This window comes from Streptomyces sp. NPDC052064, assembly GCF_055585925.1.
In genome coordinates, this window is sequence record NZ_JBVJJE010000007.1 from 246,136 (window position 1) to 271,276 (window position 25,141).

General features: G+C 72.1%; 23 protein-coding genes. 6 read left to right on the plus strand and 17 right to left on the minus strand.

Annotated elements, in window-relative coordinates:
• Nucleotides 1-91: 91 nt before the first annotated feature.
• The 5 genes from ACZ6TU_RS20820 to infC all read right to left on the minus strand — a co-directional run bounded on the left by ACZ6TU_RS20820 (nucleotide 92) and on the right by infC (nucleotide 3,681).
• Nucleotides 92-1,243 (minus strand): sensor histidine kinase, encoded by a 1,152-nt coding sequence (locus tag ACZ6TU_RS20820; protein WP_467675553.1) that lies wholly within the window; start codon nucleotides 1,241-1,243, stop codon nucleotides 92-94.
• Nucleotides 1,244-1,297: 54 nt separating this feature from the next.
• Nucleotides 1,298-2,158, minus strand: a complete 861-nt coding sequence (locus ACZ6TU_RS20825; protein WP_467675554.1) for a TrmH family RNA methyltransferase — start codon at nucleotides 2,156-2,158, stop codon at nucleotides 1,298-1,300.
• 90 nt (nucleotides 2,159-2,248) lie between these two features.
• Nucleotides 2,249-2,632, minus strand: a complete 384-nt coding sequence (gene rplT / locus ACZ6TU_RS20830) for a 50S ribosomal protein L20 (RefSeq protein WP_365455709.1) — start codon at nucleotides 2,630-2,632, stop codon at nucleotides 2,249-2,251.
• Nucleotides 2,633-2,727: 95 nt separating this feature from the next.
• Nucleotides 2,728-2,922, minus strand: coding sequence for a 50S ribosomal protein L35 (gene rpmI, locus ACZ6TU_RS20835; protein WP_059419477.1), 195 nt, complete (start codon nucleotides 2,920-2,922; stop codon nucleotides 2,728-2,730).
• A 108-nt stretch (nucleotides 2,923-3,030) separates the two neighbouring features.
• Nucleotides 3,031-3,681, minus strand: a complete 651-nt coding sequence (gene infC, locus ACZ6TU_RS20840) for a translation initiation factor IF-3 (RefSeq protein WP_467675908.1) — start codon at nucleotides 3,679-3,681, stop codon at nucleotides 3,031-3,033.
• Between the two features lie 396 nt (nucleotides 3,682-4,077).
• Between infC and ACZ6TU_RS20845 the strand changes: the two genes are divergently transcribed.
• On the plus strand, nucleotides 4,078-4,434 hold the full coding sequence (locus ACZ6TU_RS20845; protein WP_467675556.1) for a DUF1844 domain-containing protein: 357 nt from the start codon (nucleotides 4,078-4,080) through the stop codon (nucleotides 4,432-4,434).
• A gap of 22 nt (nucleotides 4,435-4,456) precedes the next feature.
• On the opposite strand, the gene ACZ6TU_RS20850 is transcribed toward ACZ6TU_RS20845, so the two are convergent.
• From ACZ6TU_RS20850 to ACZ6TU_RS20860, 3 genes are all read right to left on the minus strand, one after another.
• On the minus strand, nucleotides 4,457-5,185 hold the full coding sequence (locus ACZ6TU_RS20850; RefSeq protein ID WP_467675558.1) for an SseB family protein: 729 nt from the start codon (nucleotides 5,183-5,185) through the stop codon (nucleotides 4,457-4,459).
• Between the two features lie 60 nt (nucleotides 5,186-5,245).
• Nucleotides 5,246-6,391, minus strand: coding sequence for a type VII secretion-associated serine protease mycosin (gene mycP, locus ACZ6TU_RS20855; RefSeq protein ID WP_467675909.1), 1,146 nt, complete (start codon nucleotides 6,389-6,391; stop codon nucleotides 5,246-5,248).
• Between the two features lie 77 nt (nucleotides 6,392-6,468).
• On the minus strand, nucleotides 6,469-7,281 hold the full coding sequence (locus ACZ6TU_RS20860) for a hypothetical protein (RefSeq protein ID WP_467675911.1): 813 nt from the start codon (nucleotides 7,279-7,281) through the stop codon (nucleotides 6,469-6,471).
• 1,200 nt (nucleotides 7,282-8,481) lie between these two features.
• Between ACZ6TU_RS20860 and ACZ6TU_RS20865 the strand changes: the two genes are divergently transcribed.
• Entirely contained in the window at nucleotides 8,482-9,684 is a 1,203-nt protein-coding gene (locus ACZ6TU_RS20865) for an amino acid deaminase/aldolase (RefSeq protein WP_467675560.1), read from the plus strand.
• Nucleotides 9,685-9,710: 26 nt separating this feature from the next.
• On the opposite strand, the gene ACZ6TU_RS20870 is transcribed toward ACZ6TU_RS20865, so the two are convergent.
• From ACZ6TU_RS20870 to ACZ6TU_RS20885, 4 genes are read right to left on the minus strand one after another with little or no spacing between them, the layout of a single operon-like run.
• Nucleotides 9,711-10,622 carry a DUF2510 domain-containing protein gene (locus ACZ6TU_RS20870; protein WP_469550404.1) on the minus strand — a complete coding sequence of 304 codons (912 nt, stop codon included), beginning with the start codon at nucleotides 10,620-10,622 and terminating at the stop codon, nucleotides 9,711-9,713.
• Nucleotides 10,623-10,671: 49 nt separating this feature from the next.
• Nucleotides 10,672-11,457, minus strand: a complete 786-nt coding sequence (locus ACZ6TU_RS20875; protein ID WP_467675562.1) for a 3-oxoacyl-ACP reductase — start codon at nucleotides 11,455-11,457, stop codon at nucleotides 10,672-10,674.
• Nucleotides 11,454-12,827 carry an aldehyde dehydrogenase family protein gene (locus ACZ6TU_RS20880; RefSeq protein ID WP_467675564.1) on the minus strand — a complete coding sequence of 458 codons (1,374 nt, stop codon included), beginning with the start codon at nucleotides 12,825-12,827 and terminating at the stop codon, nucleotides 11,454-11,456. Before ACZ6TU_RS20880 ends, ACZ6TU_RS20875 begins: the two co-directional genes overlap by 4 nt.
• An 8-nt stretch (nucleotides 12,828-12,835) precedes the next feature.
• A complete protein-coding gene (locus ACZ6TU_RS20885; protein ID WP_467675566.1) occupies nucleotides 12,836-14,200 on the minus strand; it encodes a glutamine synthetase family protein in 1,365 nt (454 codons plus the stop codon).
• 82 nt (nucleotides 14,201-14,282) lie between these two features.
• Between ACZ6TU_RS20885 and ACZ6TU_RS20890 the strand changes: the two genes are divergently transcribed.
• The 3 genes from ACZ6TU_RS20890 (at nucleotide 14,283) to ACZ6TU_RS20900 (ending at nucleotide 17,327) form a co-directional block, all read left to right on the plus strand.
• Nucleotides 14,283-15,017: a FadR/GntR family transcriptional regulator gene (locus ACZ6TU_RS20890; protein ID WP_467675568.1), complete on the plus strand. Its 735-nt coding sequence runs from the start codon at nucleotides 14,283-14,285 to the stop codon at nucleotides 15,015-15,017.
• A gap of 149 nt (nucleotides 15,018-15,166) precedes the next feature.
• On the plus strand, nucleotides 15,167-16,612 hold the full coding sequence (gene eat / locus ACZ6TU_RS20895) for an ethanolamine permease (protein ID WP_467675570.1): 1,446 nt from the start codon (nucleotides 15,167-15,169) through the stop codon (nucleotides 16,610-16,612).
• Nucleotides 16,613-16,634: 22 nt separating this feature from the next.
• Nucleotides 16,635-17,327 (plus strand): gamma-glutamyl-gamma-aminobutyrate hydrolase family protein, encoded by a 693-nt coding sequence (locus tag ACZ6TU_RS20900; RefSeq protein ID WP_469550406.1) that lies wholly within the window; start codon nucleotides 16,635-16,637, stop codon nucleotides 17,325-17,327.
• Between the two features lie 245 nt (nucleotides 17,328-17,572).
• On the opposite strand, the gene ACZ6TU_RS20905 is transcribed toward ACZ6TU_RS20900, so the two are convergent.
• The gene (locus ACZ6TU_RS20905; protein WP_469550159.1) at nucleotides 17,573-18,502 is read right to left on the minus strand and encodes a LysR family transcriptional regulator; all 930 of its coding nucleotides are present in this window, start codon (nucleotides 18,500-18,502) and stop codon (nucleotides 17,573-17,575) included.
• 70 nt (nucleotides 18,503-18,572) lie between these two features.
• On the opposite strand from ACZ6TU_RS20905, the gene ACZ6TU_RS20910 reads away from it, so the two are divergent.
• Nucleotides 18,573-19,724 carry a TDT family transporter gene (locus ACZ6TU_RS20910; RefSeq protein WP_469550161.1) on the plus strand — a complete coding sequence of 384 codons (1,152 nt, stop codon included), beginning with the start codon at nucleotides 18,573-18,575 and terminating at the stop codon, nucleotides 19,722-19,724.
• Here ACZ6TU_RS20910 and ACZ6TU_RS20915 read toward each other — a convergent pair.
• The 4 genes from ACZ6TU_RS20915 to ACZ6TU_RS20930 form a co-directional block, all read right to left on the minus strand.
• A complete protein-coding gene (locus tag ACZ6TU_RS20915) occupies nucleotides 19,636-20,355 on the minus strand; it encodes a helical backbone metal receptor (RefSeq protein WP_469550162.1) in 720 nt (239 codons plus the stop codon). The genes ACZ6TU_RS20910 and ACZ6TU_RS20915 overlap by 89 nt on opposite strands.
• Nucleotides 20,352-20,921: a helix-turn-helix domain-containing protein gene (locus ACZ6TU_RS20920; RefSeq protein ID WP_467675578.1), complete on the minus strand. Its 570-nt coding sequence runs from the start codon at nucleotides 20,919-20,921 to the stop codon at nucleotides 20,352-20,354. The genes ACZ6TU_RS20915 and ACZ6TU_RS20920 overlap by 4 nt, the downstream gene beginning before the upstream one ends.
• Before the next feature lie 351 nt (nucleotides 20,922-21,272).
• Nucleotides 21,273-23,888, minus strand: coding sequence for an ABC transporter permease/substrate binding protein (locus tag ACZ6TU_RS20925; RefSeq protein ID WP_469550164.1), 2,616 nt, complete (start codon nucleotides 23,886-23,888; stop codon nucleotides 21,273-21,275).
• Nucleotides 23,881-24,972: a quaternary amine ABC transporter ATP-binding protein gene (locus ACZ6TU_RS20930; RefSeq protein ID WP_467675582.1), complete on the minus strand. Its 1,092-nt coding sequence runs from the start codon at nucleotides 24,970-24,972 to the stop codon at nucleotides 23,881-23,883. The genes ACZ6TU_RS20925 and ACZ6TU_RS20930 overlap by 8 nt, the downstream gene beginning before the upstream one ends.
• Nucleotides 24,973-25,141 lie beyond the last annotated feature (169 nt).

Genomic DNA, 25,141 nt, shown 5'->3' on the forward strand with positions numbered 1-25,141 from the left:
CCGTCACCGACTCCGATGGCCGTCTGCGGGACACAAAGGTGCCAATGGCCGAGTCTAACGGGGTGGAGGTATACGAATGCGCCCGTGGTCCTCAGGCGAGATACGCCGGAGCCGCCACGGGCAACGTAAATCGGAACTCGGCACCGGCGCCCGGCGCGCGGCCGACCGTGATGGTGCCGCCGTGGGCTTCGACGATGCCCTTGACGATGTAGAGCCCGAGGCCCGTGCCACCGCGCTTGCTGCCCCGCCAGAAGCGGGTGAAGACGCGGTTCATGGACTCCTCCGGGATGCCGGGCCCCTCGTCGCTCACCGTGACCGACGTAGCTGCGTTCTCGGCGTACTCGCCCTCGCGGGGGGACGCCGTGGCCGTGACGTCGATCGTGACAGTTCCCTCGCCGTGCCGCACGGCATTTTCCAGGAGGTTGCTGAGCACCTGGTCGATCTTGTCGGGGTCGGCCCACAGATCGGGCAGCGGCTGCTGGACGCGCAGCAGGAACCGGTCGGCGGGCTGCCCGGCGGCGACGTAGGCCTGGATGTGCCGTCCGACGGCGGCGCCGATGTCGACGGGCTGGCGCCGCACCTCCAGCCGCCCGGAGTCGATCCGCGAGATGTCGAGCAGCTCGGCGATGAGCCGGGTGACCCGGTCGGCGTCGGCGTCGACGGTCTCCAGCATCAGCCGCTTCTGGTCGTCGGTGAAGCGTTCCCACTTGGCGAGCAGGGTGGCGGTGAAGCCCTTGACGGAGGTGAGCGGGGAGCGCAGCTCGTGGGCGACGGTGGCGATCAGCTCGGCGTGGCTGCGCTCGGTGCGGCGGCGGGCCTCGGTGTCGCGCAGGGTGACGACCAGGCGCCTCAGGGGCCCGGTGGGCCGCGTACGGACGTAGCGCGCGGAGACCAGCACCTCACGGCCGCCGGGGAGGAGGAGGTTGCGCTCGGGCTGTCCGACCCGGATCGCGAGGCCGCCGTACGGATCGGTCAGCTGCCACCAGCGCCGCCCCTCCAGATCCTCTAATGGCAGGGCCTTCTCCAGACGCTGACCGAGGGCGTCCCGGGCGCGGACGGCGGTGATGCGCTCGGCGGCGGCGTTGAAGCAGACGACCCGGCCCTGCTCGTCGGCGACGACGAGTCCGTCGGGCAGCATGTCGGGGTCGATGCCGAGGTCGGCGAGATCACCGGGTGGCCGGGACACGGCGGGCGGGCTCCCGGCGTCCTGGGCCCCCGGTGCGCTGCTCGTGCCGACGCTCATCCCCGTACCCCACCTCCAAGGCTCCACAGAGGGGTCCCTGAGCTGGTCACCCTACTAGTTCCCGGTGACGGAGCGGCACCCTCCGGAGGCGCGCTGTGCACGCGCCGACGCATAGAGACATACGGCGGCGGCGGTGGCGAGGTTCAGGCTCTCGGCCTTCCCGTGGATCGGGACGCGGACGACGGCGTCCGTGAGGGCGCGTGTCTCCTCCGGGAGACCCCAGGCCTCGTTGCCGAAGACCCAGGCGGTCGGCCCGCCCATGGTGCCCTTGTCGAGCTCGTCGTCGAGATCGCGGTCACCGGCCCCGTCGGCGGCGAGGACACGCACACCGGCGGCCCGCAGCCTTTCGACCGCCTGCTCCACGGGGACGCCGACGGCGACGGGCAGGTGGAACAGGGAGCCGACGGAGGCGCGGACGGCCTTGGGGTTGTACACGTCGACGGAGGCGTCGGTCAGGACGACGGCCTCGGCACCGGCGGCGTCGGCGCAGCGCAGCACGGTCCCGGCGTTGCCGGGGTCACGGACGTTGGCGAGGAGGGCGACGAGCCGGGGGCGCGCCGCCAGGACCTCCTCGAAGGGCGTGTCCAGGAACCGGCAGACGCCGACGAGGCCCTGCGGGGTGACGGTGGTGGAGATGTCGGCGATGACCTGCTCGGAGGCGAGGTGCACCCGGGCACCGGCGTCCCGGGCCGCCCCCACGATGTCTGCGTACCGCTCGGCGGCCTCCAGCGTGGCGAACAGCTCCACGAGCGTGGCCGCGCCTCCGGCCCGATGCCCGGCCGCCTCCCGGACCGCCTGCGGCCCCTCCGCGAGAAACAGCCGCTCCTTGCCCCGGAAGTTCCGCTTCGCCAGCCGCCGCGCGGCGGAGACGCGGGGGGACCGGGGGGAGATGAGCTCAGGGGTGGCGGGGGACATTGCGTTCGCTTTCTCAGTAGCTGGCTGCACAGCAGGACCCGCAGGCCAGTGGCCTGCGGGTCCTTCCGTCACATCGGCTCGGAGCCGGCGTCAGGCCGCCTTGGGGGCGTTGACGTCGCTCGGCAGCGCCTTCTGGGCGGCCTCGACGAGCGCGGCGAACGCACCGGCGTCGTTGACGGCCAGCTCGGCCAGGATCTTGCGGTCGACCTCGATGTTCGCGGCCTTCAGACCCTGGATGAAGCGGTTGTAGGTCATGCCGTTGGCGCGGGCAGCGGCGTTGATGCGCTGGATCCACAGCTGGCGGAAGTCACCCTTGCGCTTCTTGCGGTCGTTGTAGTTGTAGACCAGCGAGTGGGTGACCTGCTCCTTGGCCTTGCGGTACAGGCGCGAACGCTGACCGCGGTAGCCGGAGGCCTGCTCGAGGATCGCCCGGCGCTTCTTGTGGGCGTTCACTGCCCGCTTGACGCGTGCCACTTTTTAACTCCTTGTAGCGGGGCCGCGGTGGTCCTCACACGGCCCGAAATCGATAGGGTCCCGGTCCTGACGTACGGCGCTCACGCGCCGGGACGTCACTTGCCGAGAAGCTTCTTGATCTTCTTGGCGTCGCCCGGGGCCATCTCGGCGTTGCCGGTGAGGCGACGCGTCACACGGGACGACTTGTGCTCGAGCAGGTGGCGCTTGCCGGCACGCTCGCGGAGCACCTTGCCGGAGCCGGTGATCTTGAAGCGCTTGCTGGACCCGCTGTGCGACTTGTTCTTCGGCATAGCGCCGTTCTCTCCTCGTCGGTGGCGCTCCGGTGCCCGGTCGCGAAAACCGGGCACGGTGGAGCGTCGTCTTGTTTCGGTTGCTTCCTGGGACTCGCGTCCCAGGGGTCACGCCTCGGCGGGCTCCTCGGCCGGCGCCTCGACGTCCGCGTCGGCTTCCGCGGCGTTCTGCGAGCGGCCGGGGTTGGCCTTCGCTTCCGCCTTGCGGGCCTCCTGCGCCTGACGAGCCTCGGCCATCGCCTCGGTCTTCTTCTTGTGCGGACCGAGAACCATGATCATGTTTCGGCCGTCCTGCTTCGGGTTCGACTCGACGAAACCGAGGTCTGCGACGTCCTCCGCGAGCCGCTGGAGCAGTCGGTAGCCCAGCTCGGGCCGGGACTGCTCGCGACCACGGAACATGATCGTGATCTTGACCTTGTCGCCCTGCTTGAGGAACCGAACGACGTGACCCTTCTTGGTGTCATAGTCGTGCGGGTCGATCTTCGGCCGGAGCTTCATCTCCTTGATGACCGTGTGCGCCTGGTTCTTGCGCGCCTCACGGGCCTTCATGGCCGACTCGTACTTGAACTTCCCGTAGTCCATGAGCTTGCACACGGGCGGACGGGCGTTCGCCGCGACCTCGACCAGGTCCAGGTCGTACTCCTGCGCAAGCTCCAGTGCCTTGGCCAGGGGGACGATGCCCACCTGCTCGCCACTGGGACCGACAAGTCGCACCTCGGGAACGCGAATCCGGTCGTTGATGCGGGGCTCGGCGCTGATGGATCCTCCTCGGTAGCACCACGCGACGGTCTGGCGGACGGCCGCGTAACGTCTCTGTTCGATAGACCTAACCGCGCCGAAGCACAAAAAATGCCCCGGACGATTCCCAGGCGGGGCTCCTCGAACTACCGGAGCACCGCCGCGGGAGCCGCGGGGCGCGATTTCGGACGGATCACCGCCGCTGGGACGGGACCGTCTGACCGGTGACCCGCCGCCCTGGGGGCGGTCAGGTGGGAGTTCGAAAGCCTCCACTTGTGGGTCGGGCTCGCGGGCCGCGAGGCATGCGGGTCCGACCGGTCGTTACACGAGATTACCAGCAATGGCCAGGAACGGCTAATTGTGGCGCCCCGGGGCCTGGTACGGCGCACGCCCCGGCCTGCGCCTATCGTGTGGGGCATGAGTGAGACCCCTCCTGAGTCCCCCGACTTCGACGCCATGGCCCGCGACATCGCCGAGGTCCCGGCGGTCGAGGTGATCGTGACGGTCGCCGTCAACCTGATGAGCGCCGCCGCTGTGAAGCTCGGTCTGACCGAGGAGGGCGACAAGCACAAGGACCTGGACGAGGCCCGCAAGCTGGTGCACGCGCTGGCCGGCCTGCTGGACGCGTCCGCCACCGAGATCAGCTCGTTCCACGCGGCGCCCCTGCGCGACGGTCTGAAGTCGCTCCAGCTGGCGTTCCGCGAAGCGTCACTCGTCCCGGACGAGCCGGGCAAGGGCCCGGGCGAGAAGTACACGGGCCCGGTCTACGGCTAGGCCTGTCCGACAGATCCCCGCCTCAGCGTTCGTACAAGGGCTCGCCCGGTGGCGTCGCCCCGGCTGGCAGCAGTGCCAGGTCGAGGCCGCGCACCAGGCGGGCCCTCAGTGTCTCGTCGGCGGCGAGCCGCCGGGCGACCGCCCGGGCGGCTTCGGCGGGGGCGGCGGACGGGTCCAGGACCAGGGCGAGGGTGCCGTCGGCCTGGCCCGGGCCGAGGTGGGCGCGCAGGACGGCGGGCTCGGCGGCCACGGCGTCGCGTACGGCCTCGACGACGGCCGGGTCGGTGAGCGGGTCGGTGGTCGAACGGCCCTCCGCGAGGGCGAGCAGGGCGGGACCGGTCAGTTCGAAGGGCACGGGTCCGGCCAGGTCGAGCACGACCGTGTCCGCCTTCTCGTGCGCGGCGGCCTGCAGGGCCTGGTGCAGGGGTACGGCGACAGGGCGGGCCGCCGGGTCCCAGCGGGCGAGGGAGTCGGTGGAGGTGAAGGCGGGGAGGGCGGTGCGGTTCCCGGCCTTCAGGGTCGGTACGGCCATGTCGCTGGTCTTCTCGCGGCGCAGTCCCCGCTCGTCCTCCTCGACCTCGCCGAGCACGGCCACGACGGGAACGAGCAGCCGGGCGCCCTTGAGGGCGTCGAGGACCGGGCCCACGGCACCGCGGTCCTCGGACCAGGCGGCGAGTGCCGCGCTCAGCCGGGGGTCGGCGGAGCCGTCGTCGTCGGAGAAGCCGGAGTCGGGGATGTTCTTGTTCGCCACGGTCGTCGACCCTATAGGCCGGGTGCCGCCGCCTCGGCGGGCGGTCCTGGTGCCCGGTGACTAGAAGTCGTCGCGGCTCGCGCGGCGGCCGCGCCACAGGACCACGGCCGCGACCAGCAGGACGCCGCCCGCGCCGCCCGCGAGGGGGGCGGCCCAGTCGGCGGTGTCGTCGCCGGAGCCGGTGTCGTCCGGGCCGCTGCCGAAGTACTTCGAGCCGTACGCCGCCGAGCGGAGGCCCTGCGGCTTCAGCCGGTCGGCGGCCTTGATGGCGGCGGCCGGGTCGACGAAGCCGAAGCCGCGTGAGTCGTCGCGGCCCCCGGCGGGGGCGTTGCGGGCGGTGTCCTCCAGGAGCGACTTGATCTGGGCCGGGGTCAGATCGGGGTGGGCGGCCCTGACCAGGGCGGCGGCGCCGGAGACGAAGGCGGCGGCGGCGCTGGTGCCCCAGCCCTCGTAGTACTTGTGGTCGGGGTCGGCGATGACGACGTCGACGCCGGGGGCACTGACGGTGGCGTACCACCGGCGGGTGGAAAAGGGGGCGCGGGTGCCGGCGCGGTCGACGGCGGTGGCGGCGATGACACCCGGGTAGGCGGCCGGGTAGGAGATGCGGTCGCCCTTCTCGCCGCCGTTGCCGGCGGAGGCGACGACGACCACGCCCTTCTTCAGGGCGTACTGGATGGCCTGGTCCTCGGCGGGTTCCGGGTGCGCGGAGACGGAGTCGTCGCCGAGGGAGAGGTTGATGACGTCGGCGCCGTGGTCGGCGGCCCAGCGGATGCCGTCGGCGAGGGCGTTGCCACGGGTGCTGCGGGCCTTGGCCCGGGAGGGGTCGCCGTCCTCCAGGATCACGCGGACGGGGAGGATCTTCGCCTCGGGGGCGATGCCGAGGACGCCGTCGGCGTTGCCCGGGCCGTGTCCGTGCCCGGCGATGATGCCGGCCATGGCAGTGCCGTGCCGGGCCCAGGCGCGGTCGCCGCGTTCGGCTCCGAAGCCGACCAGGTCCTCGCCGGTGAGGACGTTGCCGATCAGGTCGGGGTGGTCGGCCTCGACGCCGGTGTCCAGGACGGCGACGGTGACGCCCTCGCCCTCGGTGGTCTGCCAGGCCTCCTGTGTGTGCATGGCCTCCAGGGCCCACTGCTGGGCACGGATGCCGTCGGCGTGGGCGGTGGTGGAGGGCAGAAGGACGAGGCCGGCGGCGAGCAGGACGCTCAGCGCCGCGGACCGGCCGGCCCTGGCTGCTGTGCCGACCGGGTTCCTGGTGGCTTTCCCGGCCGGTTTCCTGGCGGCTTTCACGACGGCTGCTCCGTGGCCGAGCGGACGTTCTTGCGCAGGCCGCGTTCGACGCGGTCGGCGAGGCCCTGTGCCTCGTTCCCGAGGCCGGCCTGCGCGGAGGCGGTGGTGGCGCCGGACGCCATGGCGTCCTCGGCGGGCTGCGGGTCGTCGACGGTGCGGCCGTCGGCCCAGCCGGAGACGGCGTAGACGACCACCGGGGCCTCGGTCAGCACGGAGACGGTCCAGGCGGCGCGCTGCTCAGGGCCGAAGTGGGCGGCGGGCGTGTCCTTCGCGGCGTACGGCAGGGGCATCAGGTCACTGCGGCGGTCCAGGCGCTCCTTGCGGAAACGGTTCGCGAGGGAGGTCATGCCCGGAGCGTCGGCCGTGGTGAAGAGGAGGCCGACGGTGGTCACGTAGCTCTCGGTGGCGTCGGTGTAGGTGGCGCGCAGGAGCCGCTCGCAGCCGACGGGGGCGAGCGCCTTGCGCAGCAGGGGGTCGAAGGCGTCCTTGCAGCCGCTGTCCGGGGCGACGGCGATACGGGTCCAGGTGCGGTCGGCTCCGCCGGGGCCGGCGCCCTGGCCCTGCACGGTGGGCGGGAACAGCTGGTCGACGGGAACGCTGTGCCAGAGGCTGCCGGCCGTGGTGAAGGTGCTGCGCGAGCCCTCCTCCCCGGAGTCCCCCACGAGCCAGCTCCCGGTGACCGCGCCCGAGATGAGCCCCAGCCCGAGCACGAGACAGACGGCGGCAGCGGCGGCCTGGGACGCCCCGCGCCGCCCGAGCGGCCGGGGCCGCGCGTCGCCGTCGTATCCCTCGGGCTCCCCGAAGGACACGACGGGTCGTGTGCCGGCGGGAGCGGGGCCGGGGGTCAGGGGGGCGCTCCAGGAGAGGGACGGGTCGGGAGACACGCTGGTGGGCCGGTGGGCGGGCGCCGGGGGCATGCGCATGCCCCCGGCAGTGGCACCGGTGTCGGCTCCGGCACTGATCTGCGGCTCCCGCGAGGGGCGCGGCGGAACACCGGGCCGCACGGAACCGGGGCGGCCGAAGGACTCAGCAGGCGCGGAGGACGGGCGCTCGGCTCCCTCGGCGGGTGACGGGTCGGCGGGGACCGGTCGCAGGCGTGCGGTCGTCTCCGAGGAGTTCTCGGCGGGGGCGCCGGTACGGCGTGACGTGGGGGCGCCCCCCGACCGGCCTGCCGTCTCCGACGCGGCCCCGCCCGGAGCGTCCGAACGCCCCGGCCCGCCGGACGAGCCCGGCGTGGGGAGGTGACGCGGTCGCGGAGGGGCGGCTGGTGGGGTGGACGGCCTGTCCGGCTCGGGTCGCGTCACGCGGCCGACGCTGGGCCGCGTGTCCGGGAAGCGGTCGGAAGCGCGGGGCGCGGGCGGCGCTGTGGGCTCGGTATGCCGGGCCATGGTGTCGCCGAAGCTGGGGAAACGAGTACGGCCGTTCGAGCCGTCGGCCCCGCCGGAGGCCGCGCCACCGACCCGAGCGCCCGTTTCCTGGCCGGCGGCAGCAGACCCTGACGGGCCCGTGCCCCGCTCCGGCGACGGGCGCCGCGTACCCGGGGTCGGCCTGCCGGCCGGCCCCGCACTCGGCCCACGGACGCCGGAACGCCCCCCGTCGTCCGAAAGCGACGGGGCGTCACCCGTGGCCGCGTCGGAAGATGCCGTCCGGGCGTCCTCGGGCGAGTTCGGGGCATGCGAAGGCCGTGGCGGACTGCTGGGACGCGAGGGGAAAGAGGCACGCCGTGCTTCCGTGCTCATGCACCCCCCGTTTCCTCGTACCCGGGCCGCTGCGTGCTGCGCGGGCCGGTGTCGTCCTGCCCGAGGCCCGGCACTGAGTCGTCCCGGGCACACATACCCGTACGGATGGAGCGTCATCCCGGCGCGGAAACCCGGCCGGCGCCGCTCCGCCGTACGTGCGCGTCACTCTACGGCTTGTTCCTGCGCGAACGGGAACCAGTCCACGAGCCCGGGGCATCTGCCCGGAACGTCCCCCTACCCTGCGGTAATCCTGTCTGGCAGGCTGCGTTCATGACTGCGCGCGCCTCCGACCGGGCCCGTTACGACCGGGCCACCGCCCATCTCGACGCCCCACTCGCGATCGTGGATCTGGACGCCTTCGACGCCAACGCCGCCGACCTGGTCCGTCGCGCCGGGGGCAAGCCCGTGCGGGTCGCCAGCAAGTCCGTGCGGTGCCGGGCGCTGCTGGAACGCGTCCTGGCCCGGGACGGTTTCGCGGGGATCATGTCGTTCACCCTCGCCGAGTCGCTGTGGCTGGCCCGCTCGGGGTTCGACGACGTGCTGCTCGCCTACCCGTCCGCCGACCGGGCCGCGTACGCCGAACTCGCCGGTGATCCCAAGCTCGCCGCCGCCGTCACCGTGATGGTCGACGACGTCGCCCAGCTCGACCTGATCGACGCTTCGCGGGGCGGCGGACGTGAAGTCGTGCGCGTCTGCCTGGAGTTGGACACCTCCCTGAAACTGCTCGGCGGGCGGGTGCGCGTCGGGGCCCGGCGTTCGCCGCTGCACTCCCCCGCCCAGGTCGCCGACGTGGCCCGGGCCGTGGCCCGCCGGCCGGGCTTCGAGGTCGTGGGGATCATGGCGTACGAGGGGCACGTCGCCGGTGTCGGGGACGCGGTGGCGGGGCGGCCGCTGCGGTCCCGTGCCGTCCGGCTGATGCAGGCCGCCGCCAAGCGTGAACTCGCCGAGCGGCGTGCGGAGGTGGTGCGTGCGGTGCGGGCCGTCGTGCCGGGCCTGGAGTTCGTCAACGGCGGCGGCACCGGCTCGGTGCAGCACACGGCGTCCGAGGACGCGGTGACCGAGATCGGCGCCGGGTCGGGGCTGTACGTGCCGCGGCTGTTCGACAACTACACGTCGTTCAGCGGCCGTCCGGCGGCCCTGTTCGCCCAGCCCGTCGTACGGCGGCCGGGCGTCGGGGTGGTGACGGTCCTCGGTGGTGGATACCCCGCCTCCGGCGCGGCCGGGCCCGACCGGCTGCCCGTGCCGTATCTGCCGGAGGGGCTGCGCTACGACCCTCAGGAGGGGGCCGGTGAGGTGCAGACGCCGCTGCTGGGCTCGCCCGCCGACGACCTGCTGATCGGTGACAAGGTGTGGTTCCGGCACGCGAAGGCCGGTGAGCTGTGCGAGCGGTTCGACGTGCTGCATCTGGTCGAGGGGGACGCGGTGACGGCGACCGTGCCGACGTACCGCGGCGAGGGTCATACGTTCCTGTAGCCGGTCAGGTTCACAAGGCCGGCCGTTCAGTCCGAAGGGCCGATGCTGCTGCCCACACCGCCGCCCGTGTCCGCGTCGCCGAACGGCCGGATGCCCTGGGTGATGCGGTCCATGTCGGCGAGCGGCGGTCCGTCCTCGCCCGCGTCGAAGACGTAGCGGACGAGGACGGGCGACTCGGTGCCGACGCTGGACGGGAAGACGAGCGACTGGACGTAGCCGCCCGGCCCCTTGGCGGTCCGCACGCGCCAGCGCACGAGGTATCCGGCGCGGCCGGCCACCGCGACCGGCCCGGACTTGACGACCTGGTGCGACTCGATGCCCCCGTAGAGCTCGCGGCCGAGTTCGTCGCGGTCGTAGGCCTCGTCGGCGGCGTCCTTGATGTCCGCCTTGGCGAGGGCCTCGGGGGACTTCTCGTCGTTCTCGGTCACCGTGCGGGAGAAGACGAGGCCGTGGCGGCAGAGGCCGACGCCGGCGGGGCAGTCGTAGGTGCCGTCCGTCGTCATGACGACGTCGTCCTGGGCGACGTGCTGCGGCCGGACCCAGCCGTCGAGCAGCGGGAAGGTGACGCCGTTGAGCTGGTCCTCGACGACGGCCGGGTCGTCGGCGGACGGCTCGGACGTCGACGCGGACGCCTCGGGAGCCGGCTCCGGCGGGTCGGTCGTGGCCGGGGGCGCGGACGTCGGGGCCGTCCTCGGCTCCGTGCCGTCACCGTCGTCGCTCAGCACGACGGCTCCGGTGGCGATCGCCGCGACGAGGACGGCTCCGGCGGCGAGGAGGGCGACGGCCTTCGCGCGCCCGGTGCCGCCGCCCCTGGGCGGGGGCACCGGGCCAACGGGCGCCCCGGCCGCACGGCGGTGCTCGGTCCAGGCCGTGCCGTCCCACCAGCGTTCCAGATGCGGGCCGTGCGGGTCGGGGTACCAGCCGGGCGGTGGCGTCATGCTCATCCCGGCACTGTAGAGCGAGAGTCCGGCCGTCAGGGCACGGCTATTACAGGGGTGTGACGTACGCCCCCGCGATCCCGCCGTCGACCAGGAAGTCGGTGGCGTTCACGAAGGAGGAGTCGTCGCTGGCGAGGAAGGCCACGGCGGCGGCGATCTCCTCGGCCTCGGCGAACCGGCCCAGCGGGATGTGCACCAGGCGGCGCGCGGCGCGCTCCGGGTCCTTGGCGAACAGCTCCTGGAGGAGCGGGGTGTTGACCGGTCCGGGGCACAGGGCGTTGACCCGGATGCCCTCCCGGGCGAACTGCACGCCCAGCTCACGGGACATGGCGAGGACGCCGCCCTTGGAGGCCGTGTACGAGATCTGGCTGGTGGCGGCGCCCATCCTCGCCACGAAGGAGGCCGTGTTGATGATCGAGCCCTTGCCCTGGCGCCGCATGTAGGGGATGGCGGCCTTGCAGCAGAGGTAGACGGAGGTGAGGTTGACCTCCTGGACGCGCTTCCAGGCCTCCAGCCCGGTCTCCAGGATGGAGTCGTCGTCGGGCGGGGAGATGCCGGCGTTGTTGAAGGCGATGTCGACGCTGCCGTAGGTGTCGTAGGCCGTCTTGAAGAGGGCCTCGACCTGCTCGGGGTCGGTGACGTCCACGTTGACGAAGATGCCGCCGGTCTCCTCGGCGGCCGCCTTGCCGCGGACCTCGTCGACGTCGGCGCAGACGACGTGCGCGCCCTCGGAGGCGAGGCGGCGGGCGGCGGCGAGGCCGATGCCGCTGCCGGCTCCGGTGACGACGGCGGTACGGCCGACCAGCCGGCGGCAGATGCTTTCCTGAGCGGTCACTGTGCGGGGCCCTCCGTGCTGATGAAGACGTTCTTGGTTTCGGTGAAGGCGGCCAGGGCCTCGGGGCCGAGCTCGCGGCCGACGCCCGACTGCTTGTAGCCGCCGAACGGGGTCCAGTAGCGGACGCTGGCATGGGAGTTGACGGACAGGTTGCCGGCGCGGACGGCCTGGGAGACGCGCAGGGCGCGGCCGACGTCCCGGGTCCAGATGGAGCCGGAGAGGCCGTACGGGGTGTCGTTGGCTAGCCGGATCGCGTCGGCCTCGTCGGTGAAGGGCAGCAGGACGGCGACCGGGCCGAAGATCTCCTCGCAGGCCGCCGCCGAGTCGGGCCGCTCCGCGGTGAGCACGGTCGGCGGGAACCAGAAGCCGGGCCCCTCGGGTGCGCTGCCGCGCAGGGCCGGGGCGTCGTCGGGCACGAAGCCGCGGACGCGGTCGAGCTGCTGCCGGGAGATCAGCGGGCCCATCTGCGTCTTCTCGTCGGCCGGGTCGCCCACCACCACGGCGGCCAGCGTCTCGGCGAGCAGCTCGCGGACCTCGTCGTACACCGTCTCCTGGACCAGGATGCGGGTGCGAGCGCAGCAGTCCTGGCCGGAGTTGTCGAGGAAGGAGAAGGGGTCGACGGCGGTCTTGAGGTCGGCGTCGGCGAAGACGATGTTGGGGCTCTTGCCGCCGAGTTCGAGGGTGACGGGCTTGACCTGTTCGGCGCCGAGGGCCGCGACGCGCGTCCCGGTCCGGGTCGAACCGGTGAAAACGATCTTGGCGACTCCGGGGTGCCGGACCAGGGCGTCGCCCGTGATGTCACCGCGTCCCGGCAGCACCTGGAAGAGGTGCTCCGGGAGTCCGGCCTCCAGGGCGAGTTCGGCCAGGCGCAGGGCGGTGAGCGGGGTGGTCTCGGCGGGCTTGAGGAGGACCGCGTTCCCGGCCGCGAGGGCGGGGGCGGTGCCCCAGGCGGCGATGGGCATGGGGAAGTTCCAGGGCGCGATCACGCCGACGACGCCGAGCGGTTCGAGGATCGTGACGTTCAGGCCGCCGGGCACCGGGATCTGCCGGCCGGTGAGCCGCTCCACTCCCCCGGCCGCGTAGTCCAGCAGGTCACGGACGTTGCCGGCCTCCCAGCGGGCGTTGCCGATGAGGTGCCCGGCCTCGCGGACCTCCAGCCGGGCCAGTTCCTCCAAGTGCTGGTCGACGGTGGCGGCGAAGCGGCGCAACAGCCGGGCGCGGTCACCGGGGGTGAGGGCGGCCCAGATCCGCTGTGCCCTGGCGGCGTGGGTGACGGCCGCGTCGATGTCCGCCGGGGTCGCCCCGGCGATGGCGGCGACGACCTCCTCGGTCGCGGGGTTCAGTACTTCCAGAAGGTGCTCGGAAGACAAGTAGGACCTCACATGCGTTCGAAGGAGCGGCGCAGCTCCCAGTCGGTCACCGCGGCGTCGAAGGCGTCCAGTTCGACGCGCGCCATGTTGCGGTAGTGGGCGACGACTTCGTCCCCGAAGGCGGCCTTGGCGATGGGGCTGTTCTCCCAGAGCTCGGCGGCCTCGCGCAGGGTGGTGGGGACGTGGGCGAAGTCGGCGGTGTAGGCGTTGCCGGGGCAGGGCTCGGGCAGCTCCAGCTTGTGCTCGATGCCGTGCAGTCCGGCCGCGACCAGCCCGGCGACGGCGAGGTAGGGGTTGACGTCGCCGCCCGGCAGCCGGTTCTCGAAGCGCATCGAGCGGCCGTGGCCGACCACGCGCAGTGCGCAGGTGCGGTTGTCATGGCCCCAGGCGACGGCGGTCGGGGCGAAGGAGCCGGGCTGGAACCTCTTGTAGGAGTTGATGTTGGGGGCGTAGAGGAGGGAGAAGTCGCGCAGCGCGGCGAGCTGGCCGGCGAGGAAGTGGCGCATGACGTCCGACATGCCGTCCTCGCCGTCGCCTGCCATGGCGTTGTTGCCGTCCGCGTCGGCGAGCGAGAGGTGGATGTGGCAGGAGTTGCCCTCGCGCTCGTTGTACTTGGCCATGAAGGTGATCGACATGCCCTCCTGGGCGGCGATCTCCTTGGCGCCGGTCTTGTAGACGGCGTGCTGGTCGCAGGTGACCAGGGCCTCGTCGTAGCGGAAGGCGATCTCGTGCTGGCCGGGGTTGCACTCGCCCTTGGCGGATTCGACGGTGAGGCCGGCGGCCGCCATCTCGTTGCGGATGCGGCGCAGCAGGGGCTCGATGCGGCCGGTGCCGAGGACCGAGTAGTCGATGTTGTACTGGTTGGCCGGGGTCAGGCCTCTGTAGTTGGCGTCCCAGGCCTGTTCGTAGGTGTCCTTGAAGACGATGAACTCCAGCTCGGTGCCGACCTGGGCGGTGTAGCCGAGTTCGGCGAGGCGCTCCAGCTGGCGGCGCAGGATCTGGCGGGGTGCGGCGACGACCGGTGAGCCGTCGTTCCAGGCGAGGTCGGCGTGGAGCATGGCCGTGCCCTCGTTCCAGGGGACGCGGCGCAGGGTGCTCAGGTCCGGGTGCATGGCGAAGTCGCCGTAGCCGCGGTCCCAGGAGGACATCGCGTAGCCGTCGACGGTGTTCATCTCGGTGTCGACGGCGAGCAGGTAGTTGCAGCCCTCCGTGCCGTGCTGGAGGACCTCGTCCAGGAAGAAGCGCGCGGCGAACCGCTTGCCCTGGAGCCGCCCTTGCATGTCGGGGAAGGCCAGGACGACAGTGTCGATCTCACCGCCGGCGACGAGGGCATGCAGCTCCTCGACGCTCAGCGGGGGTGTGCGGTCTGCCACGGGAGGGCCTCCTTGGCTCTGGTTCCGCCGGAAGCCATAAGGTATTCCTGAGAACCATTGCTTGGGAAGGGGGTACGGCCACATGCCGGAGGAAGCTGGCGGCGGGACGCGGGACGGGCTGACGCCGGTGCTGCGGCCGGTGCGCGCGGGCAACGGTTTCGAGGAGGCACTGGAGCAGATCCTCCAGGTCGTACGGCTGGGCCTGGTGCCGGGGGGCGAGCGGCTGCCGGCCGAGCGGGAGCTGGCGGAGCGGCTGGGGATCAGCCGGGTGACGCTGCGCGAGGTGCTGAAGGTGCTCCAGGACCAGGGGCTGGTGGAGTCGCGGCGGGGCCGGTACGGCGGCACGTTCGTGCTGCCGCGCAACGACGCCGGCGGCGAGGACGAGCTGCGGCGCCGGATCGCCGAGGTCGACCTGGAGGACATGCTGCGGTTCCGGGAGGTGCTGGAGGTGGGCGCGGCGGGGCTGTGCGCCACGCACGGCCTGTCGGACGAGCAGGAGGTGCGGCTGCGGGAGGCGCTGTCCCGCACGCACGACGCGCCGCTGGGCGACTACCGGCGGCAGGACACCCTGCTCCATCTCACGCTGGCCGAGCTGTGCGGCTCACCGACGCTGACCGCGCAGTACGCGGCGGTACGGGCCACCGTGAACGACCTGCTCGACTGCATCCCGCTGCTCGTACGCAACCTCGAGCACTCGCAGCGGCAGCACACCGCCCTGGTGGAGGCGGTCCTGGACCGGGACGCGGACGGGGCGCGGGAGATGATGCGGGAGCACTGCGCGGGGACGGCGGCGCTGCTGCGCGGCTTCCTCGGCTGAGCCGGGCGCGGTTCGCGGCGCGTGAGGATTTACGGGCGATTAACGCACGGGTATTGCCATTCTCCGGTCGGCACCGAAAAGGTATGGATCCATTCCATTGAGCCGGAGCCCGCTCGACTCCGTGTCCGCTGCCCGTCGGGAGTCTGCCCATGTCCCAGGAATCCACCAGCACACCCGCCGCCGCGCAGGCGGACGACTATCTGGAACGCAGAGCGCTCCGCCGCGGCAGCGCCGGCTGGGTGCTGCTGACCGGCCTCGGCGTCGCCTACGTCGTCTCCGGCGACTACTCGGGCTGGAACTTCGGCCTGGCCGAAGGCGGCTTCGGCGGCCTGGCGATCGCCATGGTGCTCATGGGCGCGATGTACGCGTGCATGGTCTTCGCCCTCGCCGAGCTGTCCTCGATCCTGCCGACGGCGGGCGGCGGCTACGGCTTCGCCCGGCGGGCGCTCGGCCCGTGGGGCGGCTTCCTGACCGGTACGGCGATCCTCATCGAGTACGTCCTCGCGCCGGCCGCCATCGTCATCTTCATCGGCGACTACGTCGAGTCGCTGGGCCTGTTCGGCCTGGAGTCCGGCTGGCCGGTGTACCTGGTCTGCTTCGCGATCTTCCTCGGCATCCACCTCTGGGGCGTGGGCGAGGCGCTGCGCTTCAGCTTCGTCGTCACGGGCATCGCGGTGGTCGCCCTGGTCGTGTTCGCACTGGCGGCGCTGCCCGACTTCTCGTTCGCCTCGCTGGACGACATCCCGGTCGACTCCTCCGCCGCGGGGTCGAGCTCCTGGCTCCCGTTCGGCCTGCTCGGCATCTGGGCGGCGTTCCCGTTCGGCATGTGGTTCTTCCTGGGCGTCGAGGGCGTGCCGCTGGCCGCCGAGGAGACGCGGGAGCCGGCCCGTACGCTGCCCAAGGCGATCCGCTGGTCGATGGGCATCCTGGTCGTGCTGGCGGTGGTGACCTTCGTCGCGGCGGCGGGAACACGCGGTTCCGCGGCGATCCAGGAGGCGGGCAACCCGCTGGTCGAGGCGCTCCAGCCGGACGGCAAGGCGACGACGCTGAGCCGGATCGTCAACTACGCGGGCCTGGCCGGCCTGGTGGCGTCGTTCTTCTCCCTGATCTACGCGGGCTCGCGCCAGCTGTTCGCCCTGTCCCGCGCGGGCTATCTGCCCCGCTTCCTGTCCCTCACCAGCCGCCGCAAGGCGCCCTACCTGGGCCTGCTGGTGCCCGGGACGATCGGCTTCGTGCTGGCGGCGGTGTCCGGGAACGGCGCCCGGATGCTGAACATCGCGGTCTTCGGCGCGACCATCTCCTACGCGTTGATGTCCCTGTCGCACATCGTGCTGCGCCGCCGCGAGCCGGAGCTGCCGCGGCCGTACCGTACGCCGGGCGGGGTGCTGACCTCCTCCGTCGCCCTGGTGCTGGCCTGTGCGGCGCTGGTGGCGACGTTCCTGGTGGATGTGACGGCCGCGTTCATCGCGCTCGCGGTGTACGTCGTGGCCATCGCGTACTTCGGTCTGTACAGCCGCAAGCGGCTGGTGGCGAAGGCGCCGGAGGAGGAGTTCGCGGCACTGGCCGCGGCCGAGGCAGAGTTGACACGGGACTGAGGCGTCGACCGTTGAGGGAGTTCTGGTGGCCAGGCCGTTGATCGGTGTCAGCACCTATCTTGAGTCCGGTGCGCGGTGGGGGGTGTGGGAACTGGAGGCCGCGCTGCTGCCGGTCGGCTACCCCCGGCTCGTGCAGCGAGCGGGCGGCCTGGCCGCGATGCTTCCGCCGGACGACGCCGCGTACGCGGCCGAGGCCGTGGCCCGGCTGGACGGGCTGGTCATCGCGGGCGGGCCGGATGTGGAGCCCGTACGGTACGGCGCCGAGCCGCATCCCCGCACCGGGCCGCCGGCGCGGGAGCGGGACGCGTGGGAGCTGGCCCTGATCGACGCGGCGCTGGCGGCGGGTGTGCCGCTGCTGGGCATCTGCCGGGGTATGCAGCTGCTGAACGTCGCCCTCGGGGGGACGCTGGTGCAGCACCTCGACGGGCATGCGGAGGTCGTGGGCGTCTTCGGCAGCCATGCCGTCAAGCCGGTGCCGGGGAGTCTGTACGCCGGTGTCGTGCCGGAGGAGACGTCGGTGCCGTCGTATCACCACCAGGCCGTGGACCGCCTGGGCGAGGGGCTCGTCCCGTCGGCCTACGCGGATGACGGCACGGTGGAGGCCCTGGAACTGCCGGCCGGCCAGGGCTGGGTGCTGGGAGTGCAGTGGCATCCGGAGATGGGCGAGGACGTGCGCGTGATGCGGGCACTGGTGGAGGCGGCGGGGGTGACCTGAGCCGGTGCGCGCACGCTCCCAGGGGGCTCCGCCCCCTGGGCCCCCCGGCCTGTGCCCACCCGCCACCCGAATCGGTCGGCCAGGAGGCCGGCTCGAAACGCTACGCCGAGCCACATCCAGCCCGTCCGGCGATTGAGGACGAGGCCGTTCAGGCCGAAGCGGGGTCTGGGGGCGCAGCCCCCAGCGGGGTCGAAGGGGCAGGGCACCCGGGGATGGGACGGGTAGGGGCGGCGGGGGCGAGGAAACTACCCCCGCGTCAGCGACAGCAGGTCCCTGGCCGGCCCCGTCGGGCGATGCCCAGTCGGCCACACCGCCCTGAGGTCCCGCGCCAGCGCGACCCCCTCCACCGGCACCCGGACCAGCCGACGCATCGCCAGCTCCTCCCCCACCGCCAGTTCGCTCAGCACCGCCGGCCCCGCCCCGCTCACCGCCGCCGCCTTGACCGCCGTGGTGGACGACAGCTCGATCAGCGGCCGGGCCAGCCCGCCCAGCGCCGCGTCCAGGACCTGCCGGGTGCCGGAGCCCTTCTCACGGAGGATGAGGGGCGTCGACGCCAGTTCCTCCGCGGCCAGGGAACGCCGCCGGCGCGCCCAGGGATGGCCAGGAGCCGTGACCACTATCAGCCGGTCGTGCGCGATGACCACCGAGTCCAGCCCCGTCGGGACCGTCAGCCCTTCGACGAACCCCACATCCGCCTCGTCCGACAGCAGCCGCTCCGCGACCACCGTCGAGTTCCCGGCATGCAGGGACACCGCCGTGTCGGGCCGCTGGGCGCGCAGCGCGAGCAGCCAGCCCGGCAGCAGATACTCGGCGATCGTCATGCTCGCCGCCACCCGCAACCGGGAGTCGCGGCGATCGCGCAGTGCCTGCGCCCCCACGTCGAACGCCTCCGCCGCCTCGACGATCCGCCGCGCCCAGTCCGTCACCAGCGCACCGGCGTCCGTGAGCCGGGACCCGCGCGGTGACCGGTCGACCAGCGCCACGCCGAGCTGCCGCTCCATCGACCGGATCCGGCTGCTGGCCGCGGGCTGGGTGATGCCGAGTTCCCGCGCCGCCCCGCCGAGGCTGCCGAGCCGCGCCACCGCCAGCAGCAGCTCCAACGCGCCCAGATCCGGCACCCGGTGCGCCAGGGACCCGGCGGTCGGGACCCCGCCTTGCTCTTCCGTCCTGCTCATAAACCCAGCTTATGTCGCCATAGAGGCCTACTCCCTGGTGGTGGGGTGCCCGCGGCCCGACCGTGGAGTCATGGTCACCGCAGCCCGGCCCCTTCCGTGCGCAGTCTCCGTACGTCACCTCGGGCCCAACTGGTACGCCACCGTCATGGGCACCGCCGTCGTCGCCACCGCCGGGGCCGCCCTGTCACCGCACGTCCCCGGGCTGCGCGTCGTGCTGGCCGGTGTCTGGGCCCTCTCGCTGGTCCTGCTCGTCGCGCTGCTCTGTGCCCGGGCCGTGCACTGGGCCCGTCACCGGGACCAGGCCCGCGCCCACCTCCTCGACCCGGCGACGGCCCCGTTCTACGGCTGCCTCGCCATGGCCCTGCTGGCCGTCGGTGGCGGTGCCCTCACCGTCGGCCGGGACTGGATCGGCCTGCGGGCGGCCGTCGCGCTCGACACCGTGATGTTCGGCGCCGGAACGGCTCTCGGGCTGGCCGCCGCCGTCGCGGTGCCGTATCTGATGGCCGTACGGCACCGGGTCGAGCCGGGGCAGGCCACGCCCGTCTGGCTGCTGCCGCTCGTCGCGCCCATGGTGTCCGCCGCCGTCGGGCCGCCGCTGGTGCACCGTCTGCCGCCCGGTCAGGCCCGCGAGACGCTGCTCCTCGTCTGCTTCGCGCTGTTCGGGCTCAGCCTGCTCGCGACCCTGGTCATGCTGCCGCTGGTCTTCGGGCGGCTGATCACCGGCGGGCCGCTGCCGCTCGCCCTCACCCCGACGCTGTTCCTGGTGCTGGGGCCGCTCGGACAGTCCACGACCGCCGTCGGCGCGTTCGCGGACGTCGCCCCCGGGGTCGTACCGGCGCCGTACAGCCAGGGCTTCGGTGTCCTCGCCGTGCTCTACGGCGTGCCCGTGATGGGGTTCGCGCTGCTGTGGTTCTGCCTCGCCACCGCCCATGTGCTGCGCGCCCGGCGGCACGGGATGCGGTTCTCGATGACCTGGTGGTCGTTCACCTTCCCGGTCGGCACCTGTGTCACGGGCGCCGAGGCGCTGGGCCGGCACACCGGGCTCGTGGCCTACGCGGGGCCGGCGGTCGTGCTGTACACGGTGCTCGTCGCCGCGTGGGGCACCGCCGTCGTGGGCACCGTGCGCGGGCTGCTCAGGGGCGAGCTGCTCGCAGGGCCCGGCCCAGTACCCGTGGCGCCTCGGCCAGCGACGGTCCGTACCACGTCAGGTGCCGTCCGCTGACGAGCGCGCAGGGCAGGCCCGGGAAAGCCTCGGGGCCGTCGTCGGCGGTGAAGCGGTACGGCTCGTCCGGGAGGATCACCACGTCCGGTGCGGACGCCCGGAGTTCCGCCGGCGGGATGCGGGGGTAGCGGTCGGGGTGCGCCGCGTGGAGGTGGTCGACGCCGAGGCGGGCGAGGACGTCGCCCGCGAAGGTGTCGCGGCCCAGGACCATCCACGGGCGGCGCCAGATCGGTACGACCGCCGTCAGACGGGTCGGGGGCGGCGGCAGGGACGACCAGGTCTCCTCCGCCTCGTCGAGCCAGCGCGGGCGCGCCGCCACCCCGCAGGCGTCCAGGACCCGCGCCAGTTCCCGAAAGGCCTGCGGCACGTCGCGGATCTCCGTCACCAGGACCTCGACGCCCGCCGCGCGCAGGGCCGCGAGGTCGGGTTCGCGGTTCTCCTCCTCGTTGGCGATCACCAGGTCGGGAGCGAGGGAGGCGATCCGGTCGGTCTTGGGGTTCTTCGTGCCGCCTATGCGTACGACGTCGAGGCCGGACGGATGCGTGCACCAGTCGGTGACGCCGACCAGGGCACCGGGCGCTGACCGGGCCACGGCCTCGGTCAGCGACGGGACCAGCGAGACGACCCTCACCCGCGTGGCCGGTCCCGGACCGCCTCGATGTGCTCCGCCACGGCGACGACGACCACCCGGGTGTCGGACTCCGCCGCCCGCCAGCGGTGCCGCACACCGCCGGTGAGGTACAGCGTGTCGCCGCGACCGAGCCGGTAGGCGCGGCCCTCCGCCTCGATCTCCACCGCGCCGTCGGCGACGTACATCAACTGGTCGTTGCGGTACTGGAACTCACGGCCGGGGTCGTGGTCGCCGGTGAACTCGGAGGCGTGCATCTGGTGGTGGCCGCGCACCAGGGACCGGGCCCGGGGCTGGGGCAGCGGTTCGGTGTCGTCGGCGCGGACGACGTCCACGCTGCACGCCGGGTCGGCCGCGGCGAGGAGTTCGACCGCGGTGGTGCGCAGGGCGTCGGCGACCTTCTCCAGGGAGCTCGTGCTGGGCCGCGCCCGGTCGTTCTCGACCTGGCTGAGGAACGGGACCGACAGGCCGCTGCGCTCGGCCACGACGGCGAGGGTGAGCTCCAGCGCGCGGCGCCGCCGGCGCACGGCCGCGCCCACCCGAAGGGGCTGTTCTTTGTGGTCGCCCATCGCTCCGGCTCCCTCCTTCGCCCGTCGATCCGCTCCCTGTGCGCCGGTGTTCCGGCACACCGCTTCTGTTGAGTTGTCTGCACCCTACGCATATTCGGCAAACCGCTGCATGCGCCCGTCACATCGACGTCATACAAGGTGGTGCGCGACCTCACAGTTCGCGCCAGGGATCCGCCGTCCCAGGAGGCGGCGTACGGATTCCTCCTACGGGAGGAACAGGGAGGGCGGAGGGGTTCGGGGGGTGGCGTAGCGCTCTGTGGTTGTCCGGATCCTGCTCGTGGGTTCGGGTTCGGGTTCGGGTACGGGTACGGGGCGGGACGCGGCGTGTCGCGTCCCGCCCCGCAACGGGCCTCACTGCGGCGTCATGCGCTCCACCATGTCGGGGTGCTGCTTCAGCCACGCGGCGACGGCCTCTTCCTCATGGCCCTGGCCGCGGTCCTTGATCTCGCTCTCCAGGCTGCCGAGCTCGTCCTCGCTCATCTTGAAGTTCTTGATCCACTTCGTGAGCTGCGGGTACTGCTCGGGGAACTTCTCGTTGGAGATGGTGCGGATCGTGTTGCCCTCGCCGAAGGCCTTCTTGGGGTCCTTCAGCTTGGTCAGCCTGTAGTCGCTGTACGCCCAGTGCGGCGACCAGAGGGTGACGGCGATCGGCTCCTTCTTGGCGTACGCGCGCTTCAGCTCGGCCAGCATGGCCGGGGTGGAGCCGTCGACGACCTCGTACTCCTTGTCCAGGCCGTAGCCGGGCAGGACCTTGTTCTTCAGCAGGTCCATCTCGCCGGTGCCCGGCTCGATGCCGATGATCTTCCCGTCGAAGGTTCCGGCCTTGCCCTTGAGGTCCTCCAGGGAGTCGACGCCCTTGACGTAGGAGGGCACGGCGATCTCCAGGGAGGTCGGTTCGTACCAGGTGCCGAGGTCCTTGAGCCGGTCCTTGTTCCTGTCCCAGTAGTTCTTCTGGGCGTAGGGCAGCCAGGCGTCGAAGTTGAGATCGAGATCACCCGAGGCCAGACCCGTGTAGACCGGGCCGACGTCCATCTGCTTCAGGTTCATCCTGTAGCCGCGCCGTTCGAGGACGTTCTTCCACAGGTACGTGACGGCGATGTCCTCGTCCCAGGGGAACCACGCCACGTCCAGCGGTCGCTCGGCCTCGGCGGGCGTCCCGCCTCCGGTGCCCTTCACCGGGGCGAGCTTGTCGACGTAGCCGGGGTGCTGCTTCAGCCAGGTGCGGACCGCCTCCTGCTGGTTGCCCTTGCCGGCCTTGTTGATCTCGGCTTCGAGGCTGGTGAGCTCCTTCTCGCTCATCTTGAACTTCTTCAGCCAGCCGGCGACCGTCGGGTCGTCGTCCGCGAAGCCCTTGCGGGCCAGCGTGTGCACGCCGTCGCCCTTGCCCCAGGCGCCCTTGGGGTCCTTGAGCTTCTTCAGGTCGTAGTCGTTGTACGCCCAGTGCGGCGACCAGAGCGTGACGACGATCGGTTCCTTCTCGGCGTAGGCGCGCTTCAGCTCGGCCAGCATCGCGGGCGTGGAGCTGTCGACGACCTTGTACTCCTTGTCCAGGCCGTACTCCTTGAGGACCTTGCTCTTGAGCAGGGCCATCTCGCCTGCGCTGGACTCGATGCCGGTGATCTTGCCGCCGAACTCCGACGCCTTGCCCTTCAGGTCCGCCAGGGAGTCGATGCCCTTCATGTAGGAGGGCACGGAGAGCTCCAGGGACGTCTTGTCGTACCAGGCGCCCAGGTCGTCGAGCTGCTTGCCGTACTTCTTCCAGTACTGGGCGTGGGTCGTGGGCAGCCAGGCGTCGGTCTGGAAGTCGATGTCGCCCTGGGCGAGGGAGGTGTAAAGCGGTCCGGCGTCGAGCTGCTTGGCTTCGACCTGGTAGCCGCGCTGCTCCAGGACCTCCTTCCAGAGGAAGGTGGAGGCGACGCCCTCGTCCCAGGGGATGTAGCCGATGCTGATCTTCTTGCCCTGGCCGACGTCCTTGCCGCCGGCCGCGGCGGTGGAGCTGGTGCCGCCGCCGAAGACCCCCATGCCGCCCGAGACGAGGGCGAGGACGACGACGCCGATCACGGCGACGGCCGGGCGGGGCCGGTACGACCAGATCTTCAGCCCCTGGGCGGCGCGGAGCCTGGCGGCGGCGCGGCGGCCGAGCGGGGAGACCTGGGTGCCCAGCGCGCTGGTCATGCGGTCGAGGTAGATCGCGAGGATCACGATGCCGACACCGGCCTCGGCGCCCAGGCCGACGTTGAGCTGGCCGATGGCCTGGTTGACGTCGCCGCCGAGGCCACCTGTGCCGACCATGCCGGCGATGGCGGCCATGGACAGTCCGAGCATGATGACCTGGTTGACGCCGGCCATGACCGTGGGCAGGGCGAGGGGGAGCTGGACGCGCAGCAGGATGCTGCGGGGTGTGGTGCCGAACGCGTCGGCGGCCTCGACCAGGTCCTTGTCGACCTGCCGGATGCCCAGCTCGGTCATGCGCACGCCCGGGGCGAGCGCGAAGATCAGGGTGGCGACGATGCCCGCGGAGGCGCCGGTGCCGAAGAAGAGGATCGCCGGGATGAGGTAGACCATCGCGGGCAGCGTCTGCATGAAGTCCAGGACGGGCCGGACCAGACCGCTGACGCGGTCGGAGCGGGCCGCCCAGATGCCCACGGGTATGGAGATCACCAGCGCGATGACGGTCGCCACGAGGACGAGCGCCAGGGTGATCATCGCGTTCTCCCACAGTTCGAGGGAGTCGATGAACGCGAATCCCACGAAGGCGAGGGCCCCGGCGAGGGTGCCGCGCAGCCAGAAGGCGATCACGGCGAAGATGCCCGCGAGGAGCAGCGGTTCGGGTGCCTGGAGGACGGCGTTGATGCCGTCGTAGAGGCCGAGGAAGACGGTCTTGCAGAAGTCGAACAGCCACCCCATGTGGGTGGTGAGCCAGTCGACCGCGTCGTTGACCCAGGTGCCGAGCTGAATCCTAGGCACGGGCGGTCACCTTCTCTCCGCCCTTGTCCCGCGGGGAGTCGCAGGGCTCCGGGGTGGTGTCCCGCTCGTCGCCGAGGAAGCCGATCAGGCGCTGCCGGGGGACGACGCCGATCAGCTTGTTGTCCTCGTCCACGACCGAGACGGGGTGGGAGAGCCGGGCGCTGATCGCGCAGAGCTCCGTGAACGGGGTGTCGGCCGTGGCGGTCTCGCAGTGGCAGCCGGGGTCGTCACCGGTGACCGAGGTGTCCATGAGCTCGCCCGCGGTGAGCACGCGGGAGCGGTCGACGTCCTGGGTGAAGGAGGCGACGTAGTCGTTGGCCGGGCGCAGCAGGATGTCCTGCGCGGTGCCGTTCTGCACGATGCGGCCGTCGCGCATGACGGCGATCCGGTCGCCGAGGCGCATGGCCTCGTTCAGGTCGTGAGTGATGAAGACGATCGTCTTCTTGAGCTTCTGCTGGAGCTCCAGCAGCTGGTCCTGCATGTCGCGGCGGATCAGCGGGTCCAGGGCGCTGAAGGACTCGTCCATCAGCAGCAGGTCGGCGTCGGTGGCGAGCGCGCGGGCGAGACCGACGCGCTGTTGCATGCCGCCGGACAGCTCGTCGGGCCAGGACTTCTCCCAGCCGGCCAGGCCGCACAGGGCGAGCGCCTCGTCGGCGCGGCGTACGCGCTCGGCGCGGGGCACGCCCTGCACTTCCAGACCGTAGGCGGCGTTCTCGCGCACGCTGCGGTGCGGGAAGAGCGCGAAGTGCTGGAACACCATGCTGATCTTCTTGGAGCGGACCTCGCGCAGCTCACGGTCGCCGAGCGTGGTCAGGTCCTGGCCGTCGAAGCGCACGTGTCCGGCGGTCGGATCGAGCAGGCCGTTCAGCATGCGCAGCAGGGTGGACTTGCCGGAGCCGGACAGGCCCATGACGACGAAGATCTCACCGGGCTCCACGGTGAAGGACGCGTCGATGACTGCGGCGGTCGCGCCCTCGGCGCGCAGCTCGTCCCGGTCGGCCCCGGCGCGGAGCCGCTCGACCGCCCGGTCCGGTCTCCTGCCGAACACCTTGTACAGGCTCTCCGCCTGCAACCTTGCTGACACGTGCACCTCAATTTTCACGGCGACAGAACAGCGCGAGGGCAGGGCGCAAACAGTTGAAATGTGCAACGAGCCTCGCGCGGGCGGCGCCTCCCCCCGATCTCGAATTCCAAACGCGCAAGTGGGGCGCGTCACATATGAGGCGAGTCGCTGTCGGTGGCGTACGGCATGA